Annotated in this window: 24 protein-coding genes and 1 pseudogene; 13 read left to right on the top strand and 12 right to left on the bottom strand. The window is 34.5% G+C overall.

The annotated features are described in order from the left end of the window. Nucleotides 1-102: 102 nt before the first annotated feature. Nucleotides 103-2169 (bottom strand): LTA synthase family protein, encoded by a 2067-nt coding sequence (locus ACFWDE_RS06005; protein WP_377890753.1) that lies wholly within the window; start codon nt 2167-2169, stop codon nt 103-105. A gap of 291 nt (nt 2170-2460) precedes the next feature. Between ACFWDE_RS06005 and ACFWDE_RS06000 the strand changes: the two genes are divergently transcribed. Beyond that, nucleotides 2461-3714 (top strand): glycosyltransferase family 39 protein, encoded by a 1254-nt coding sequence (locus ACFWDE_RS06000; RefSeq protein ID WP_377890751.1) that lies wholly within the window; start codon nt 2461-2463, stop codon nt 3712-3714. A gap of 39 nt (nt 3715-3753) precedes the next feature. Here the strand turns inward: ACFWDE_RS06000 and ACFWDE_RS05995 are convergent, their stop codons facing one another. The 3 genes from ACFWDE_RS05995 to ACFWDE_RS05985 form a co-directional block, all read right to left on the bottom strand. After that, a complete protein-coding gene (locus tag ACFWDE_RS05995; RefSeq protein ID WP_377890749.1) occupies nt 3754-4410 on the bottom strand; it encodes a YwbE family protein in 657 nt (218 codons plus the stop codon). Nucleotides 4411-4598: 188 nt separating this feature from the next. After that, on the bottom strand, nt 4599-4829 hold the full coding sequence (locus ACFWDE_RS05990) for a hypothetical protein (RefSeq protein ID WP_377890747.1): 231 nt from the start codon (nt 4827-4829) through the stop codon (nt 4599-4601). An 11-nt stretch (nt 4830-4840) separates the two neighbouring features. Next, nucleotides 4841-5137 carry a DUF3986 family protein gene (locus ACFWDE_RS05985; protein WP_088079542.1) on the bottom strand — a complete coding sequence of 99 codons (297 nt, stop codon included), beginning with the start codon at nt 5135-5137 and terminating at the stop codon, nt 4841-4843. Between the two features lie 120 nt (nt 5138-5257). Here ACFWDE_RS05985 and ACFWDE_RS05980 point away from each other — a divergent pair, with 120 nt between their 5' ends. From ACFWDE_RS05980 to ACFWDE_RS05970, 3 genes are read left to right on the top strand one after another with little or no spacing between them, the layout of a single operon-like run. Beyond that, nucleotides 5258-6265: an ABC transporter substrate-binding protein gene (locus ACFWDE_RS05980; protein WP_377890744.1), complete on the top strand. Its 1008-nt coding sequence runs from the start codon at nt 5258-5260 to the stop codon at nt 6263-6265. Between the two features lie 11 nt (nt 6266-6276). After that, the gene (locus tag ACFWDE_RS05975) at nt 6277-7041 is read left to right on the top strand and encodes an ABC transporter ATP-binding protein (protein WP_377890742.1); all 765 of its coding nucleotides are present in this window, start codon (nt 6277-6279) and stop codon (nt 7039-7041) included. After that, nucleotides 7034-7840: an ABC transporter permease gene (locus tag ACFWDE_RS05970; RefSeq protein WP_377890740.1), complete on the top strand. Its 807-nt coding sequence runs from the start codon at nt 7034-7036 to the stop codon at nt 7838-7840. The genes ACFWDE_RS05975 and ACFWDE_RS05970 overlap by 8 nt, the downstream gene beginning before the upstream one ends. A 34-nt stretch (nt 7841-7874) precedes the next feature. On the opposite strand, the gene ACFWDE_RS05965 is transcribed toward ACFWDE_RS05970, so the two are convergent. Then, nucleotides 7875-8102 carry a hypothetical protein gene (locus ACFWDE_RS05965; protein ID WP_377890738.1) on the bottom strand — a complete coding sequence of 76 codons (228 nt, stop codon included), beginning with the start codon at nt 8100-8102 and terminating at the stop codon, nt 7875-7877. Nucleotides 8103-8328: 226 nt separating this feature from the next. Then, entirely contained in the window at nt 8329-9447 is a 1119-nt protein-coding gene (locus ACFWDE_RS05960; protein WP_377890736.1) for a recombinase family protein, read from the bottom strand. Between the two features lie 93 nt (nt 9448-9540). Here ACFWDE_RS05960 and ACFWDE_RS05955 point away from each other — a divergent pair. Next, nucleotides 9541-9654 (top strand): annotated as a pseudogene (locus tag ACFWDE_RS05955) (HAD family hydrolase); the annotation flags it as partial. Between the two features lie 69 nt (nt 9655-9723). Here ACFWDE_RS05955 and ACFWDE_RS05950 read toward each other — a convergent pair. The 3 genes from ACFWDE_RS05950 to ACFWDE_RS05940 all read right to left on the bottom strand — a co-directional run bounded on the left by ACFWDE_RS05950 (nt 9724) and on the right by ACFWDE_RS05940 (nt 11257). Next, nucleotides 9724-10260 (bottom strand): DUF3267 domain-containing protein, encoded by a 537-nt coding sequence (locus ACFWDE_RS05950; protein WP_377890734.1) that lies wholly within the window; start codon nt 10258-10260, stop codon nt 9724-9726. Nucleotides 10261-10375: 115 nt separating this feature from the next. Continuing rightward, the gene (mutTA, locus tag ACFWDE_RS05945) at nt 10376-10855 is read right to left on the bottom strand and encodes an antimutator 8-oxo-(dGTP/GTP)ase (protein WP_002015736.1); all 480 of its coding nucleotides are present in this window, start codon (nt 10853-10855) and stop codon (nt 10376-10378) included. An 84-nt stretch (nt 10856-10939) separates the two neighbouring features. After that, nucleotides 10940-11257 (bottom strand): hypothetical protein, encoded by a 318-nt coding sequence (locus ACFWDE_RS05940; RefSeq protein ID WP_002089150.1) that lies wholly within the window; start codon nt 11255-11257, stop codon nt 10940-10942. 83 nt (nt 11258-11340) lie between these two features. Between ACFWDE_RS05940 and ytzI the strand changes: the two genes are divergently transcribed. From ytzI to ACFWDE_RS05915, 5 genes are all read left to right on the top strand, one after another. Further along, on the top strand, nt 11341-11490 hold the full coding sequence (ytzI, locus tag ACFWDE_RS05935) for a YtzI protein (protein WP_070145237.1): 150 nt from the start codon (nt 11341-11343) through the stop codon (nt 11488-11490). Between the two features lies 1 nt (nt 11491). Beyond that, nucleotides 11492-11722: a DUF3953 domain-containing protein gene (locus tag ACFWDE_RS05930; protein WP_377890731.1), complete on the top strand. Its 231-nt coding sequence runs from the start codon at nt 11492-11494 to the stop codon at nt 11720-11722. 14 nt (nt 11723-11736) lie between these two features. Next, nucleotides 11737-11967: a YczI family protein gene (locus tag ACFWDE_RS05925; RefSeq protein WP_377890729.1), complete on the top strand. Its 231-nt coding sequence runs from the start codon at nt 11737-11739 to the stop codon at nt 11965-11967. A gap of 378 nt (nt 11968-12345) precedes the next feature. Beyond that, entirely contained in the window at nt 12346-12579 is a 234-nt protein-coding gene (locus ACFWDE_RS05920) for a hypothetical protein (protein ID WP_377890727.1), read from the top strand. Between the two features lie 25 nt (nt 12580-12604). Then, nucleotides 12605-12835 carry a YczI family protein gene (locus ACFWDE_RS05915; RefSeq protein WP_377890725.1) on the top strand — a complete coding sequence of 77 codons (231 nt, stop codon included), beginning with the start codon at nt 12605-12607 and terminating at the stop codon, nt 12833-12835. 62 nt (nt 12836-12897) lie between these two features. Here ACFWDE_RS05915 and luxS read toward each other — a convergent pair whose 3' ends face one another. Next, nucleotides 12898-13371, bottom strand: coding sequence for an S-ribosylhomocysteine lyase LuxS (gene luxS / locus ACFWDE_RS05910; RefSeq protein WP_001141371.1), 474 nt, complete (start codon nt 13369-13371; stop codon nt 12898-12900). Nucleotides 13372-13499: 128 nt separating this feature from the next. Here luxS and yidD point away from each other — a divergent pair, with 128 nt between their 5' ends. Then, nucleotides 13500-13736, top strand: a complete 237-nt coding sequence (gene yidD, locus ACFWDE_RS05905; RefSeq protein WP_341305533.1) for a membrane protein insertion efficiency factor YidD — start codon at nt 13500-13502, stop codon at nt 13734-13736. Here yidD and ACFWDE_RS05900 read toward each other — a convergent pair. Continuing rightward, entirely contained in the window at nt 13733-14296 is a 564-nt protein-coding gene (locus ACFWDE_RS05900; RefSeq protein ID WP_377890722.1) for a beta-class carbonic anhydrase, read from the bottom strand. The two genes, yidD and ACFWDE_RS05900, sit on opposite strands and share 4 nt — an antisense overlap. A gap of 224 nt (nt 14297-14520) precedes the next feature. Between ACFWDE_RS05900 and cydA the strand changes: the two genes are divergently transcribed. Then, a complete protein-coding gene (gene cydA / locus ACFWDE_RS05895) occupies nt 14521-15870 on the top strand; it encodes a cytochrome ubiquinol oxidase subunit I (protein WP_199675525.1) in 1350 nt (449 codons plus the stop codon). Further along, the gene (gene cydB / locus ACFWDE_RS05890) at nt 15860-16888 is read left to right on the top strand and encodes a cytochrome d ubiquinol oxidase subunit II (RefSeq protein WP_377890720.1); all 1029 of its coding nucleotides are present in this window, start codon (nt 15860-15862) and stop codon (nt 16886-16888) included. The genes cydA and cydB overlap by 11 nt, the downstream gene beginning before the upstream one ends. 169 nt (nt 16889-17057) lie before the next feature. Here cydB and ACFWDE_RS05885 read toward each other — a convergent pair whose 3' ends face one another. Beyond that, the gene (locus ACFWDE_RS05885; protein ID WP_002015747.1) at nt 17058-17291 is read right to left on the bottom strand and encodes a spore germination protein; all 234 of its coding nucleotides are present in this window, start codon (nt 17289-17291) and stop codon (nt 17058-17060) included. Between the last annotated feature and the right edge of the window lie 7 nt (nt 17292-17298).

Here is a 17298-nt window from a genome sequence, read left to right as displayed (position 1 = left end):
CTAAATGTACAAGTAATACTCCCTGAACCTAGCTTGTCTGGTTATCCCGTTAAATACTATGAAAAAAGAACTTGTATCGTATACAAGTTCTTTTTTTGTCGCCTATTTAAATAATATCTCCTTACTATATTGCTTTCCGACGAGTAAGTCATATTGAATAAACTCATATTGCTTTAACATCTCTTTTTGTTTCGCTGTTAAACTTTTTATTGCTTCTCCGTCTTTTCCTATCCTCAATTCGTCACGAAGTACGGGAATTTCTTCATATAACTTCGATAAAAATTGATAGAATGGTGCCTTATTTAATCCAGCATAATCAAGGACAAGATTTGAAAAATAAATTGGACTTACTAAGCCTAAATTGTCATTTGGTATATCAAAATTTGCATACATTAATAACGGCGTTTGCGCCATCGCTAATCGTTCAATTGGCGTTTTTTCATTCGTTATATACCCATTCTCTTTATAAAGAGATTTATTTGTTCCTAGCGACGGAAGATGGTCCCCAAAGAATACTAATAATGTAGGTCTATCTAAATTATCTAGCTCTTCTATTAAATATTGAAGAGCTTCATCTGAACGTCTTAAACCTTCTGTATAAGTCTCTAATTCAGCCTTCGATTCTTCATTTTCTAAACCACTAATTTCTATTTGATTTTCGCCAAATCTTCCTTCTGTAAATGGAAAATGATTTTGCATTGTAACCGCATGAATAAAAGTAGGTTTCTTTTGCTTCTCTAATTCAGATATTATCTCTTTACTCATAGATAAATCGCTAATATAATCTCCATCAACTTCTACATTTTCCATCGTATCTTGTGCATTAAACTTATCAAACCCTAACACTTTATATACATCATCCCGTTTAAAGAATGAGCGCCCGAACGAATGAATTGCACTTGTATAATACCCTTCTTTTTTCAAAGCTCGAGGAATTGATGGAATTTCTTTCTTATTTGTAACAACTTGCTGATACGGTATAGAGCCTGGTTTTAACAAACTCATTGAATAACTCGTTAATACCTCAAATTCAACGTTCGCAGTATTTCCTCCAAATGCAGGAGAAATAGTTTGTCCACCAGGAAAACTTTCTATATAATGATGCAAATTAGGTAAAGGATCTTCACTAAAGGACAGGTTCGTTAACTTCGTTGGATCCCAAAACGATTCACTCATTACAAAAATAATATTCGGTTTCTCTTTTTGCTTCTGCGTCCCTATATTGCTACTATATTGTTTCTTTATATCGTTTGCTATTTGAAGCGTATTTTCTTTTGAATAATCTTTCGGCTTTTCAATGACTGTCGTATCTAAATTACTTATAAATCCTAATACAAAACCATTTGAAGCATAATTTTCATTTTGATCCCACAAAACGAACTCTATACCCGACTTTTGAAACAATTTATTCATAAACGTATTCGTAAAATTACCATACACATATAAAACAACAACAGATCCTACTATAAATAGAACTCGTACGCCTACATGAACTTTTACATTTTGAATATATTTCCTTATATACACACCCGTCCAAATACAGGCAACAACACTTACAATAACGAGAAGAATATAACCCCAACTAAAATAATCCATCACCATCGGTATAACAGATTGCATATGTCCAATCTGTGTAAAATCAGAAGGATATAGTGGGTCCCCTCTAAAAACAATTTTGAAGTGATTTACAATAGCCAAAATGATTAGCAAAATGCTTGTCAAAATAGTACTCAAAAAAACTTTTCCAAGTACATTGTACACCAAGACATATACCGCATAAATTACAATTAAGCTAAATATAAACTGTGCATTATAGTTGTAAATCCAATTCATTGTATTGACGATGTCCATATTATTTTGCATAAAAATAAAAAGAAAAGTAATCGCATGAGCTACTAAAAAAGTTCTAACATAAATCCTAATGATCGGTTTAAATTTATTAACTATACCTTTATTTAAATACGCAACATACAGTAGTACAATCCAAATCAAAATTGTCATTACACTTAAAACAACCTTTTGATTTAACATATCTTTCATCGTACCTAAACTAAAATATCTTAAAATCAAGAAAAGTGTGGGTACAACATATAAAGTTACTACACCACTTAAAATCACTGAAATTAATATACTTCTTCTTGGCTGATGAAATGAAAAATTATCCCTCAATTCATTCCCTCTTTTCTGTTTATTAATTTCACCCCGCACCGTAAAAATACTTCCTATAAAAATAACATATAACGTGTATTTCGTCTTCCTAATTGCTTTTACTATAAATATATTTTCTTAATTATCCCTTAACCATCAGTAAAATTTTGGATTTCAAACTATGGAGTATTGAAAAATCAAATTACTATGCTCCACTTTATGATATAATAACTATGTTTTGGAAAACCTTAATACTATTAGGAATTTTTCATGAAAATACGAAAGAATTAATAAAAAAGGAGATGCTCATTTTTGCTAAATAAGTTTAAAAGTTTACCTAAAGCGGTATATGCAATTTTGGCGCTTTCTTTCCTGTTGCACGTTTTTTGTCTAGTAAAACAGCCAGGATTAGATGGAGAGTTAGTCAAAGTAACATATGGTGCAAATGATGCGTTTAACTATTCGTTAACAGCTGAACAATTATTAAAACATGGTGTATTTGGCTATGTTTATTTAGAACCTAGTGAAGTTCCTGGAAAAAATGCTTATATCACACCAGGTCAACCACTATTATTAGCTGGCGCTATGATTATTTCTGATGTTACATCACTTCCGTACTATTACGTAGCAACTGTCATTAATATGATACTGAACCTCTGTACAGTGTTATTAGTATTTTTAATAGGAAAAGAATTGTTTGAAAAAAACATTTATGGGATTGTTGCGAGTATTTTATATGCTATTTATCCAAGTAACTATACATACTTCCGTACATTATTGACCGAAGTTCCTTCAATATTCTTATTAGCGTTAAGTGTATATGTATTTGTTCTCGCATGGAAATACAATAAAGTAAAATTCCATATATGGTTTGGAATTGTTGTTGCTATTTTACTTATGTTCCGTCCAAACCCAGCTCCAATGATGCTCATTCCTGTTCTTGTCGTCTTGTTCACATATGGATTTAAAGACTCAATTCGAATTGGATTATTATGGTTCATTGGCCCGTTCCTTATTATCGGCGCCTGGGTTGTTCGTAACTATTTAGCGCTTCATCAATTTATCTTATTCTCAACGCAAGGTGCAGACCCATTAATTGCCGGTGCAGATCCGTTTAACAAAATTGGCTATGAAAATGTAGTTAATCAAATGAAAGCCCAAGGCTTAGATGATAAAGGGGCATACGCAAAAGATTTAATCAAAAATGGATTTAAAACGGATTTCACATATTGGTTCTCTTGGTTCACTGTTGGTAAAACAATTGAGTTATTCAAAACAGCTCCTGCTGTAGACCAATACCGTATTCATAACTTTATACAAATGTGCCATAGAGTCTTTGTCATTGGTACATTCTTAAGTGGTTTCTGCTTCATGCTAAATTCATTTAAACATAAACGCGTTATGATGCTAGTAGCAAGTTCTGTTATTTACATCATCTTCTCAAACTTATTCTTAGCAATTAATCGCTACGGATTTTTCATTAACCCTCTTATGTGCTTAATTCTTGCATATGGGTTAGTTTACGCTGTGCAGAAGCTTCCATTTTTCCGCACTAACCAAGCATAATAAAAAAGAGATTTCCTAAGAAAGGAAATCTCTTTTTCATTACCCAACACTTTGAACACGGCCAATTTGTCCATCTTGTAATCGAACTTTAATTCCGTACGTGTGTGTTTCTGTATTTGTTAAAATATCTTTCACAACACCACTCACTGTTTTACTATAATCTTTATCTAATTGAATAACTACATGTGAACCAACCGAAATTTGTGATCTTGTCGGCTTCCCACCAGTTGCTTGTGTTGTTTTTTCTTGTTTCTGTGTTCTCTCTTGTTGTGCAGACTGTTGTTGCTGAATCTTCTGCTGTTCTTGCTTACGTTTTTCTTCCTCTACTCTTTGCCCCTCTTCTTGCTTACGTTTTTCTTCTTCTACTCTTTGCCCCTCTTCTTGCTTACGTTTTTCTTCTTCTACTCTTTGCCCCTCTTCTTGCTTACGCTTTTCTTCTTCTACTCTTTGCCCCTCTTCTTGCTTACGTTTTTCTTCCTCTACTCTTTGCCCCTCTTCTTGCTTACGTTTTTCTTCTTCTACTTTTTGCTCCTCTTCTTGCTTACGTTTTTCTTCAGCCTTCTTATCTTCTTCCATTTTCTTCTCATCTATTTTCTGTTCTTTCGCTGCCTTCAGCTTGTCCTCTTCATCTTTACAAGCTGTTAAAGCAACTACACATAAGCCTGTAAGTAAAAATAATAATAATTTTTTTAACATTAAAAAATCCTCCTATATATACATTACAAATAATGACCTTTAATAGAATAGCAAATATGTATGAACTCCCTTGTCGTAATTTGTCGTATACATTGAATTTCCCATATAACAAAAGAACCTGTCATGCGACAGGTTCTTTTCGCTATTTATTATGAGCAGGAAAAATGATGAAATGATTAGCATGTTTACTATATAAGAGGAAGCATCCATATTTTCCATATGATACACACTATTACTATAAAGATAAAATTAAAAAAATCTAATCTCGGACTCTTTTTCATAGTCATATCTAACCACATATGAACCAATTTCAATCTTTTGTATTTATGAATATTTTTCTTTACAAATCGGTAAATGAGTACTTGCATAATGAGAAATCCGACTACGAAAATGAACAATAGAATGAGAAATTCAACCACGAAATTCCTCCCTATTTTTGAAGCGTTTTTTCTACTATATGGTTCTTCAAAACCCATTCCTCAAACTGAGCACTTCCAAATTCCCAGCTCAAATCACGAGCATGTACAGAAAAAACGTAATAACCGGCATATTCGTCCATAAACATTCCTGCCCCTACATCATCTTTCTGAATACCGTATACTCCAAAATTAAAATACACATCCCACACGTCTTCATGCTTCCTCTTATAAGCAATCGATTCCATATCACATTCAGTTCCGAAATAATCAAGATGTAAATGTACGCTATCATCGTATTCATAATCCATTTTATCACCCCTTATATTTGTACTTCTTTATTCCCTAAAAAATTCCTGCTATCTATACTCACATATGGGCACTTACCTACATATTATGCTTGTAGATTGACTTCTAGGAGGTGTCATATAGTGAAAAAATTAATAACCGTTTTTTGCATCATGTTACTAGCTGTTTTCACATTCGCTGCTTGTAGTAGTACAAAGGAAAGTACGAAAGAAGAAGTTCAAAAAATTCGCGTTGGCGAAGTTACCCACTCTCTTTTTTACGCACCTTTATATGTTGGAATTGAAAAAGGATTTTTTAAAGATGAAGGTTTAAATATTGACTTACAAACAACAGCTGGCGGAGATAAAACGATGACCGCCCTTTTATCTGGCGGAATTGATATTGCGCTCGTTGGTTCAGAAACGTCTATTTATGTTCATCAACAAGGAGCAAAAGACCCTGTCATTAATTTCGCACAGCTTACACAAACAGATGGCACGTTTTTAGTTTCCCGTAAAAAATTAAACTCTTTTAATTGGAATGACGTAAAAGGCGTTACATTTTTAGGACAGCGTAAAGGCGGCATGCCGCAAATGGTTGGAGAATACGTTTTAAAGAAAAATGGCATTGACCCTCGCAAAGATACGAACTTAATTCAAAATATCGAGTTTGCTAATATTGCAAATGCCTTTGCATCTGGTACAGGAGAATTTGTACAGCTCTTTGAGCCAACTGCAAGTATACTTGAAAAAGAAGGAAAAGGTTATATCGTCGCGTCTTTCGGAGCTGAATCTGGTACTGTTCCTTATACAACGTTTATGGCAAAAGAAAGTTTCTTAAAGAAAGATAAAGCTGCTGCAGAAAAATTCACGCGCGCACTATATAAAGCGCAGCAATGGGTTGATACTCATAGTCCCGAAGAGATTGCCAATGCTGTTTCACCACTATTTAAAGACACTTCAAAAGACATTTCAGTGAAAGTAATTGAGCGCTACAAAAAACAACATTCTTATGCGACAAATCCATTATTAGATGATGCAGAATGGAAACAGCTCCAAACGATTATGAAAGAATCTGGTGAATTACAAAAAGAAGTTCCACATGAAGCGCTCGTCAATACAAAAATTGCCGAAAGCGTTATTAAGAAATAGAGGCGAAGTGTATGAGTTTTTTACAAATACGTAACGTTTCTCATTGTTTTTTTGCAAAAGAGAATGCGAAATTGATTCTTGAAGATATGAGCTTGCACGTAGAAGAAGGCGAGTTTATTTCTATTCTTGGTCCAAGTGGTTGCGGCAAAACAACGCTCCTCTCCATCATCGCAGGGCTACTTGATCCAATTGAAGGGATCGTATTTTTAGATGGTGAACCGATTACAACTATGACCCCATCTATGGGCTATATGCTCCAGCAAGATTACTTGTTTCCTTGGAAAACAATTGAAGAAAATATTATGCTCGGGCTTCATATTCGAAAGATGTATGATGAAAACACGAAAGAACATACATTAAAGCTTTTAAAGCAAGTCGGCTTGTATGATATTGAACAGCAATACCCACGTGAACTATCCGGCGGTATGCGCCAACGTGCTGCCCTCGTTCGAACATTAGCGACCGATCCAAAAATTTTATTGCTAGATGAACCATTTTCCGCACTTGATTATCAAACAAAATTAAAACTAGAAGATCTCGTCTTCACATTACTACGTAACTATAAGAAAACATCCCTACTTGTGACACATGATATTGAAGAAGCAATTGCGATGAGTGATCGTATTTATTTGCTGCAGGCGAACCCTGGAAAAATTGCAAAAACGTTCATCGTCCCAGAAAGTATCCGTTCCTTATCGCCATTAGAAGCACGCCACCACCATGACTTCCCATCCCTCTTCCAAGAAATATGGAAGGAGTTGGAACGACTTGGATAATATAAAACAACTACATGAGCAGTTTCGAAAAAAAGAAAGACAACATGCATGGTTAGCTCGCTCTTTACAACTTGTACTTCTTGTTCTTTTCTTTGCACTATGGGAAATAGCTAGTAAAAAGGAATGGATTGATCCTTTACTCTTTAGCTCTCCTTCAAGTATTTGGAATCTCTTTTTAACGAAATGGATTGACGGTTCACTTTGGATTCACATATGGACGACATTACTTGAAACAGGAGTAGGCTTTATTCTCGGAACTGTACTCGGAGCTATTATTGCTACTTTCCTTTGGTGGATGCCACTTTTGGCCCGCGTACTTGATCCTTATCTCGTCGTCCTAAATGCAATGCCTAAAGTTGCACTCGGTCCAATCATCATCGTTATTTTCGGTCCAAATATTTCATCCTCTATCGCAATGGGAGTAATCATCTCCATCATCATTACCATTCTCGTTATATACAGCGCATTTCAAGAAGTCGATTCCAACTTTGTAAAGGTCATGGACACATTTGGTGCAAATAAATGGCAATGCTATAAGCACGTTATTCTCCCTTCATCTTTCCCTGCAATTATTTCAACGTTAAAAGTGAATGTTGGCTTATCATGGGTCGGTGTTATTTTCGGGGAACTCCTCGTTTCTAAACAAGGACTTGGCTATTTAATTAGCTACGGATTCCAAGTCTTTAACTTCACACTCGTCTTACTCAGTGTATTGCTCACTTGCGTCCTCGCAACTCTTATGTATGTATTTGTCGAGGCATTTGAAAAACTCCTTATTGGAAAACGAAAAAGAAGCTGACTTAGAGCGATACACTAGAGTCAGCTTCTTTCTTTTATCTTTGATCACACATTTTTGAATCATCTGTAACATTCCCATTAGCAACCGTAACTGTATGGAAACAATCTTTCACACGCACCGTAACGACATTATCTTTTCGATCAATAATATGATAATCATTAAACTCTTTATTTAATGCACTACGAATTTGCTCCCCTTCAAAAATCGGAAAACCGTGAGACATTACCCAAATGAGACCAGCAACAGCAAGAATCGTTTTCATACGTTTCATTACCTCCTCGAGAGTAAACTTATAGCCCCTATACTATGCGCATTATAATTGTGTCTAATTTGTGACGTTTTTATACTAATTCTCTTTTAATGATTCAGTTCCTTCTTCTTTTTTGAAAAAAGACAGAATTTTCAATTTTATCAGCATAAAAAAACGCAAAGAACTATAATTCTTCACGTTTTCCCTTGGCTAAAATATATCGAACACATAATTCGCATTAATGTCCACTTGGTTGTTCTATCGTTTTCGAAACATCATATAATCCAGCTAACACTTCCGCTCTCATTTTTACAAGCTCGGGGAATTGATAGAAGAAGGCAATTTTTTTATATTTTAATTCTGTTCCTTCTTTCACCTTTTTTGAATCTTGTAATATAAACGCTGTAAATGTATCTGCGATATCTTCCGCTACATTTGTCGTTCCATACAGTGAAACAAACTCACTATGCTTTTCCTTAAAAAATTCAATTTGAGCTTCTTCGCTTTCTTCCACTTTCTTTTCTGTCCACTCCTGGTCAATTGGTTTCCAGAACAAATTATAAAATTGATTTATATAAGAGCTCTCCTTCGCACATCCTTCTTGTAAGAAAAGAGATTTACATTTATTTTGGTATGATGAAATATCTTTATCTTCGTCAAAAGCCTTTAAGTACTTTTCATTTACTGGTATTTGTTTATGTCCCAGTGTCAATACGTGAGCCGTCTCATGTATTAATGTTTTCATCACTTGATCGATATTTACTGCAGAATCAAGCGTATCTAAACTAATAGTCCACTCTTTCGGATACTCCATACTCGGTATAACGTGGGCGACAATTCCATCGTAACCATCTGTTACCATATCAAACTCTTTTATGTCAGTGCGATACTTAGCTGGAATAAGAGTACTGTACATATCCCATAACGATTCATGATAACCTCTATCTTGACGTTGCTTTAATACTTCTTCTTTCGCGTCCTTATCCTCCGCAAAAGCCTTATTCAATCGTTTGCGATCTAGTTTATCGAAATAAGGATCTACAATTTCATCACCATCAATATAATAAGAAGCTAAAAAGAAATAATTTTCATCATCCTCTTTTTTCATTTCCGCTTCTTTCATATCGTTACTTGAATGTCCTTCTAAATCATAATCCTCTAGTACTTCAAGTTCTGAAAGTCCATCTATTTTTTTATATACTTTTTGAAGCGTCTTATCACCTATTTGTGCACATTCTTCTGTCGTTTCGCACACATCTTTTTTCTCTCTTTTTGAAGTTTTTTCCGCCATATCACATCCAGCTACTAAGCCAATTGAAAGTATAAAACAAACTAATTTCCCATACAGTTCTTTCATTTGAACCTCCGTCGTTACAGTCTACAAAAATATGATAATCATTTTTTCACAAATATGCGATAATTATTTATAAAAACTTTGAGGAGGTTACATATGATTCTTGCGGTGCTATTTGATTTGGACGGGACACTATTAGATCGTCGTCAATCTTTAGTGCGATTTATTCACGACCAATACAATCGCTATATCAGCGATTTTCACAATATATCGACTTACCGACAAAAAGCGACAATAACAAGAGGAGGCCGTTATTCAAAAACGACTCCTCTTCCTTTATTATTCATAAACTGTAAACTGTGGTTTACTCGGATGATCTTTTACTAGTGCATCATCTGGAAACTTTGAAACTTTTTGATATAGAGCAATGTCACCAATACAACCTGCTGTTAGTAGAACCCCTAAAAATGAGATCGCTTGAACATTCATAGCTAATCCAATTGCAATTGGTAAAATTCCAGTCGGTAAAAATGGCAACATTAAAACTTTCTTCATTTGCTTTACTGTAATTTCTTTTTTAGAATGAGCGTATGCTACACCTAATTTCCAATTGACACCCCATTTTAGTTCGCTCCACGGAACACCTCCGATATAGCGAAATCCTATTAAATGTATCGCTTCATGTATACAAACGAGAACAATCATTCCAATAATTAAAAGAAACATAACAGGCAATGTAATTTCAAATTGAAACTTACCTGAAAAAAGCGCATGTAAATAACTAATTCCAATCGCCAGAGCGAATATTATAAAAAATGCATAGATGTTTAATTTAACCATCGAAACAGAAACAGTTATTTCTTTTCTGTTATCCACCTTTATCCCTCCTAAAATCTAAATATATCTTTACAAAATTGTATAATATACCCAAAATTATGTAAAGATATATTTACATTTATTCTTGAACACATAAAAAAAGAAACCGGCCATTTTACTTCGTAAAACAGCCGATTTCTTCTATATGTTTCATCGTACGCGCTAATACATCATCGCGCATAATAAAGCTAAATTTTCTATCAGTTTTAATATTATCAGGAATGTCTTTTAATAAAACAGACCCTTTCGTTTCTTCGTAATGCGTATGTTGCTCTACCGCACTAATTGTTGCAAAATAAATGTTTTTAATGATTATTTTGTCTTTTCCGGATACTTTGTATTGCCCTAAGTAAGTTAAATCAGAAACTATGCCGCCGGTTTCCTCATGAACTTCTCGAACTGCCGCTTCTTCCGGTGTTTCCCCGAGTTCTACTTTACCACCTGGAAATTCAAGACCACGGCGTAAATGATGCGTTAATAACCATTGATCCCCGTACCGGCATACAACCCAAACATGCTTTGGCTCAGGAGAAAATGGGTAACGTTCAAACGATAATTGTACAGTGTTGTGGTAATAATCTTTAAATTTGTACATGCCATTACTCCCCTATTGATGATTACAAGTTTTTCCTACCACAAATTGTAGCATATTCTCGCTTTTCTGCATAATATTATCCAATTACAATCCATTGATTATTCCCATTTGCGCGACTAATTCTTTCGTTTCATGATTCCCTAGATCATAAATCATTTTATATGCTTTTTGTAGTTGTTCATCATATCGATCATTATTCGAATCGTGATGATACTCAACGAATGGAACGTGGGAGCGTACATACGAACCTAAGTCCTCTTCATACGCTTGATCAAAATACTCTCTTAACTCCGTAATCTCTTCGTCATTTGCATAAATTTCAAAATTATACGTATCCGCCGTCTTCACTTGTGAGATTTGACCATTTCCAACTGATATATAATATGTTTTTTTATTCTCCATGTAACACCCTTCTTTCATCCTTTTAATTTCTATTGTTTTCATTAATTACAAAATTATGTAAAATAAAGAAAAGGAGGGATTTCATGCTCAAAATATTAATTATCGGCATTATAATCGTACTGATCATATTAGTACTCTCCGTCATGACAATTAATAAAGGCTACTCTTACAAACATTCGATTGATAAACCAGAAGATAACCCTTATACAAAAAACAGCAAGGAGGATTCATAAAATGCTTCGTATACTTCGCATCATAATCGCACTTACTGTGATAATTATGTCGGCAATTGGGCTATATACAGGTCAAAATAACTTTCTACCTCTTTCACAATTTTTATTAGGAGCTCTAATGTTTCTCATCGCTATTGAGCAAATAAAAAAGAAAGATTCAGGAACCGGATTTATTTGTATTGTTGCTGGTGCTTTCATTTGGCTTGTTCTCATCATTAGCTATATAAGATAAAAGGAGGTACATCCATGCTAAAAGGATTGCGAATTACTTTTTCACTTATTGCTTTATTTATAGCAATCTATAGTTTTATCAGCAACAACAGAGACATTATGCCTTACATGTTCATTTCCTTAGGCTTGATGGCTTTCACTATGGGTCTAGAAGAAATTAAAAAACAGAGACAATCTAGTGGCACACTTGCTTTCATAGCTGGCGCTGCTGCTTTATTACTTGGCTTCTCAGAAATATTTCGTTAAATAGTCTATTTAAAGGAGGTATACAATGCTAACTGGATTACGGATTTTCCTCATGTTTTTCACGCTTATCATACTCTCTCTTTGCACTTATTCTCTTATTACCGATAATTTCACACTTCTTCCATACATACAATTTACTCTCAGTTGTTTCTTTATTCTTCTAGGAATTAATGAACTGAAATCTGGACGGAAATCAATGAGTATTCTGTATTTTTTCGTTTCTATTCTTATTTTCTTCGTTTTAATATCGATCTACTTTCACTAAAGGTAGCATGTACTTTTAATCACCTACTGACTATTACCTTTCACCAATTTGGCTTTTTCGAACAGGTAATAAATTTGAGGACAATCTAAAAAACAAAAAAGGTGGAGATTAGTATGCTAAAAACATTTCGCATTATATCCGCTCTTATCGTCATCGCTCTCGCTCTATCCGGAATGTTTACAAACTCGCTTGTTATTATGCCCTATATGCTTATTGCCTTATCTATTATGACTTTCATCATGAGTGCAGAAGAAAAGCAAAAACAAAAGAAAGTAAATAGTACAATCTCTTTCTTTTCTGGCGTCTTTACTTTAATTATTGTCATTCTTATTCTTGTCTCTCAATAACAATACTTCTACTAAGGAGGATTTCATGTTAAAAAACATTCGAATTATAGTAGCCACTATTGCCCTCATTCTCGCTCTACTTAACCTCTTTACAAACTTCTCTATGCTTTTACCATTCGTATTTATCCTTTTAAGTATTATGTTTATCCTTTTTGGAATTGATGAAATAAAAGAGCGGCAAAAAGCAAAAGCATTTGTTTATTTTCTCGGTTCTGCCTTTATTTTATATGTTGGGGTGTCTAGTATACTTTCATAAAAAGAAGAGCAAGTTTTCACTTAACAAAATAAAAAACTGCCCTTTAACAGGCAGTTTTCCTTCTATCCAAACACTTTCTCAAGTTCATCTTTATCTTGGCTTAACCAGAAGTTCATTAAGCGTTGTGCTCCTTCTAAGTCGTGGAGCTTCGCTTGGCCACATTGTGTTTCATTTGCAGCTGGAATTTCTGTAATTTGAACCGCATCTTTTAATGTTAGTTCTAATAAATCAATGATTTCACGAACTGTCGGTGTTCCACTCACAACAAGATAATATCCTGTCTGGCAGCCCATCGGTGAAATATCAATAATGTCAAAATGCGGATAACGATCAATATATTTACGTAAATTAAATGCTAATAAATGTTCTAACGTATGAATAACATCTGGTTTCATTGCTTGTTTATTTGGTTGGCAAAAACGAATATCAAATTTATTTACAATACCGTCACTACCTACATTGTGAACTCCGCAATGTCTTACATAAGGTGCCTTTACAATCGTATGATCTAATTCAAAGCTTTCTACTGATGGCATACAACATCTCTCCCGCTTTTAATTTAATTCCGTTATATCCAATATGATATAACGGAAATTAACATTAGTAAAGTATTATGTACGGTCGTGCTATAATACTTTAAGACTATGCTGAAAAGGAGACCATTATGAAACAGATTTTTATTGGGATTATACGCTTTTATCAAAAGTTCATTTCTCCGATGACACCACCAACTTGCCGCTTTCATCCAACTTGTTCTCATTACGGATTAGAGGCGTTTCAAAAACATGGTGCACTCAAAGGCTTTTGGCTTACTTGTAAGCGTATATTAAAATGTCACCCTTTCCACCCAGGAGGATTTGATCCTGTCCCAGATAAAAAGGATGACAATATACATTCTTAATTTTCGTAACCATTCACAACTACATCTAATTTTCCTGTGTCAGGATCTATAACAAGACCGTGAACAGGTACTTCTCCCGGAAGTAACGGATGGTTGCGAAGTATTGACACACTATGTTCTACACTTTCTTCTACACTAGAGAACCCTTGTAGGAATCTTTCTAAATCGATTCCAGAATAACGAAGTGTATCTAATTTCTCTTCTGTTACGCCGCGCTCTTTCATTTTTTCAATTGTACTGCTTGCTTGAATTTTTGCCATACCACAATCATGGTGACCAACTACACAAACTTCATCGGCACCCAGTTCGTATACAGCAACTAAAATACTACGCATAATACTTCCGAATGGATGTGAAATAACAGCGCCTGCTACTTTAATAATTTTCACATCACCGTTACGCATATTCATTGCTTTCGGTAATAGTTCAACAAGACGAGTATCCATACAAGAGATAATTACCATTTTTTTGTTTGGAAATTTTCCTGTTTCATACTCTTCGTACTTTTTCTCTTCAACGAATTTTTCATTGTATTGTAAAATCTCTTCTAATGACTTCATAGTAAAGAACCCTCTTTTCTCTCATTTACATTACATATATAGTGTACCAAAATATGAAAAACTCAAAAAGGATATTGTATTATTATAAAAGCAATATATTTTCAGATAACCGACATAATTCTTTCAAAATATACACACAGCTTTGTAACAAGTCACACATACTTTATCCCTATTCTCACTATAAACTAACTGTAGATAATGTAAAAAAGGAGTGAATATTTATTATGTCCGACGTTCTGTTACTGAGTCGTTTTCAATTTGCAATTACTATTTTTTATCATTTTTTATTTGTACCTTTGACAATCGGACTTGTTATTTTAGTAGCATGTATGGAAACTCAATACGCCCGCACATTGAATCCAACATACCGCAAAATGGCAAATTTCTGGGGTAAATTATTTACAATTAACTTCGTAATGGGGATTATAACCGGGATTACGATGGAGTTCCAATTTGGAACAAACTGGTCTGAGTACTCCAAATATATGGGAGATATTTTCGGATCACCTCTTGCAATCGAAGCACTTGTTGCCTTTTTCTTAGAATCTACTTTCATGGGAATATGGTTATTCGGTAAAGACAAAATCTCACCAAAGTTCCGTGCTTTCTGTATGTGGATGGTTGCACTTGGAACAAATATTTCTGCCCTTTGGATTATTACAGCAAACGGCTTTATGCAAAATCCTGTTGGCTATGTAGTACGTAATGGCCGCGCTGAATTAAATGACTTCTGGGCCCTTGTTACAAATCCATATGCATGGAATATGTTCTTCCATACTGTAATTAGTTGTTATATCGTTGGTGCTTTCTTCGTTATGGCAATTAGTGCCTATCACTTATTACGTAAAAATGAAGTGGAATTTTTCAAAAAATCATTTAAGTTTGGTTTAATGTTAGGATTATTCGCAGCAACTATTACACCTTTTATGGGACATCAATCCGGTGTATCAGCAGCTAAGTATCAACCAGCAAAAGGAGCTGCAATGGAAGCTGTTTGGGAAACGGGAAAAGGACAAGGCTTCTCAATCATTCAAATTCCTGATGTGAAAAATGAAAAGAACTTTGAATTCCTTACTATTCCAAAACTCGGAAGTTTCTTCTATACAAACTCATTTGATGGAGAAATTGTTGGTTTAAAAGATATTCCGAAAGAAGATCGTCCAAATGTTAACCTCGTGTACTATAGCTTCCGCTTAATGGTTGCACTTGGCATGTTCTTTATGGCATTAACTTGGTTCGGTTTCTATTTAAACCGAAAAGGAAAACTAGAAAACTCAAAACGCTATTTAAAAATTACAATGTGGTCTGTCTTACTTCCATACATTGCAATTAATGCTGGCTGGATTGTTGCTGAAGTAGGTCGTCAACCATGGACAGTATATAAACTAATGCGTACAGCAGAATCTGTATCACCTATATCAGTTCCACAAATTTGGTTCTCATTAATTAGTTTAATATTGTTCTACACTTTACTTTTAATTGCAGACGTATACTTAATGCTGAAGTTCGCGAAAAAAGGACCAGCTGCATTAGAAGAACCTGCTACTGAAGGAGGTACAGCTCATGTCTCATGATATGCTTGCAATCATCTGGTTCGGTTTATGGGGCATAATTTGGACAGTTTACTTCATTCTTGATGGCTACGCACTCGGTAACGGGATGATTTTCCCATTCGTTGCGAAAGACCGACAAGAACGAAATCAATTACAAGAAGCTATTGGCCCGTTCTGGGGTGGTAATGAAGTATGGTTAATTACAGCTGGTGGCGCAACATTTGCTGCCTTCCCAATCATATATGCAAATATGTTTAGTTACCTGTATACACCACTATTTTTAGTCTTACTTGCACTATTTTCTCGTGCTGCTGGACTTGAATTTATGCATAAAGATGATTCACCAATTTGGCAAAAAACTTGCAAATGGGCATTTACAATTGGTAGTTTCCTAATTGCCTTTTTATTCGGTGTTACATTCGCTAACCTGTATTACGGGCTGCAAATCGGAAAAGATGGTTATGAAGGAACTTTATTTAGCTTACTAAACCATTATGGTATTTTAGGTGGTCTTTTCTTCACTACTATATTCGTCGTATCTGGTGCCCTTTGGATTATGATTAAAACAACTGGTGAAGTATCTGATCGTGCTTATAAAATCGCAAGACCATTTTCAATGGCAGCTGCAATCATTTTAGCTATCTTCTATGTCGCAACTGCAAATCGTACAAATTTATTCCAAAACTTCACGGAATATCCTGTACTATTCATTCTTCCAGTACTTGCAATGTTAATGAGTGTACTCGCACTTATTATGGTGTACAAACATAAAATTGGCCTTGCATTCACATTCGTTTGCTTAACAATCGCAATGTTTATGACAACTGGTTTTGCAGGTATGTTCCCAAGAATGTTACCATCACGTATTAATGACGCATACAGTACAACGTTATATAACGCAGCCGGTAGTGAATTAAACTTAAAAATTATGTTCTTCGTTGCAATCGTCATGGTACCAATCGTTATTGGATATCAACTTTGGAGCTACAGTATTTTTAAAAATAAAATCCATAAAGACTCTGCTAAAGGGTATCACTAAAATGAAAAAGACACTTCAAGCGAAGTGTCTTTTTTCTTATACGTATGATTTTCGATAAGATGTTACATTTCTAATCTAACAACTATGATAAAGAAGAATCACTAACAGCTCACAACTAAATTGTATCACAGGGCAAACACATCAATTTATGCAATTTTACATATAAAATTTATAACGTAGATTGAATTACTTGGTCATACACATCGTTATCCGTTACATCTGCCGTACTAATACCACTGAATGTCCTCACATTTAATCCGGTATTTGAAGATCCCGATCCATTATAAGCTTTCGTTTTTTCAATCGGATGTACGTTATATTTATCACCTAAGTTAATTGTCCCGTTACAGTTCTCAATAATAACCCCTTCAACAATAGCTGGCATTTTATCACCTACTTTCATTTCGTTA

Origin of the sequence: Bacillus sp. NPDC060175 (assembly GCF_042728695.1) — a bacterium.
GTDB lineage: Bacteria > Bacillota > Bacilli > Bacillales > Bacillaceae_G > Bacillus_A.
Note: the sequence above shows the minus strand (reverse complement) of the source record. Positions and strands in the feature narration are given on the sequence as shown.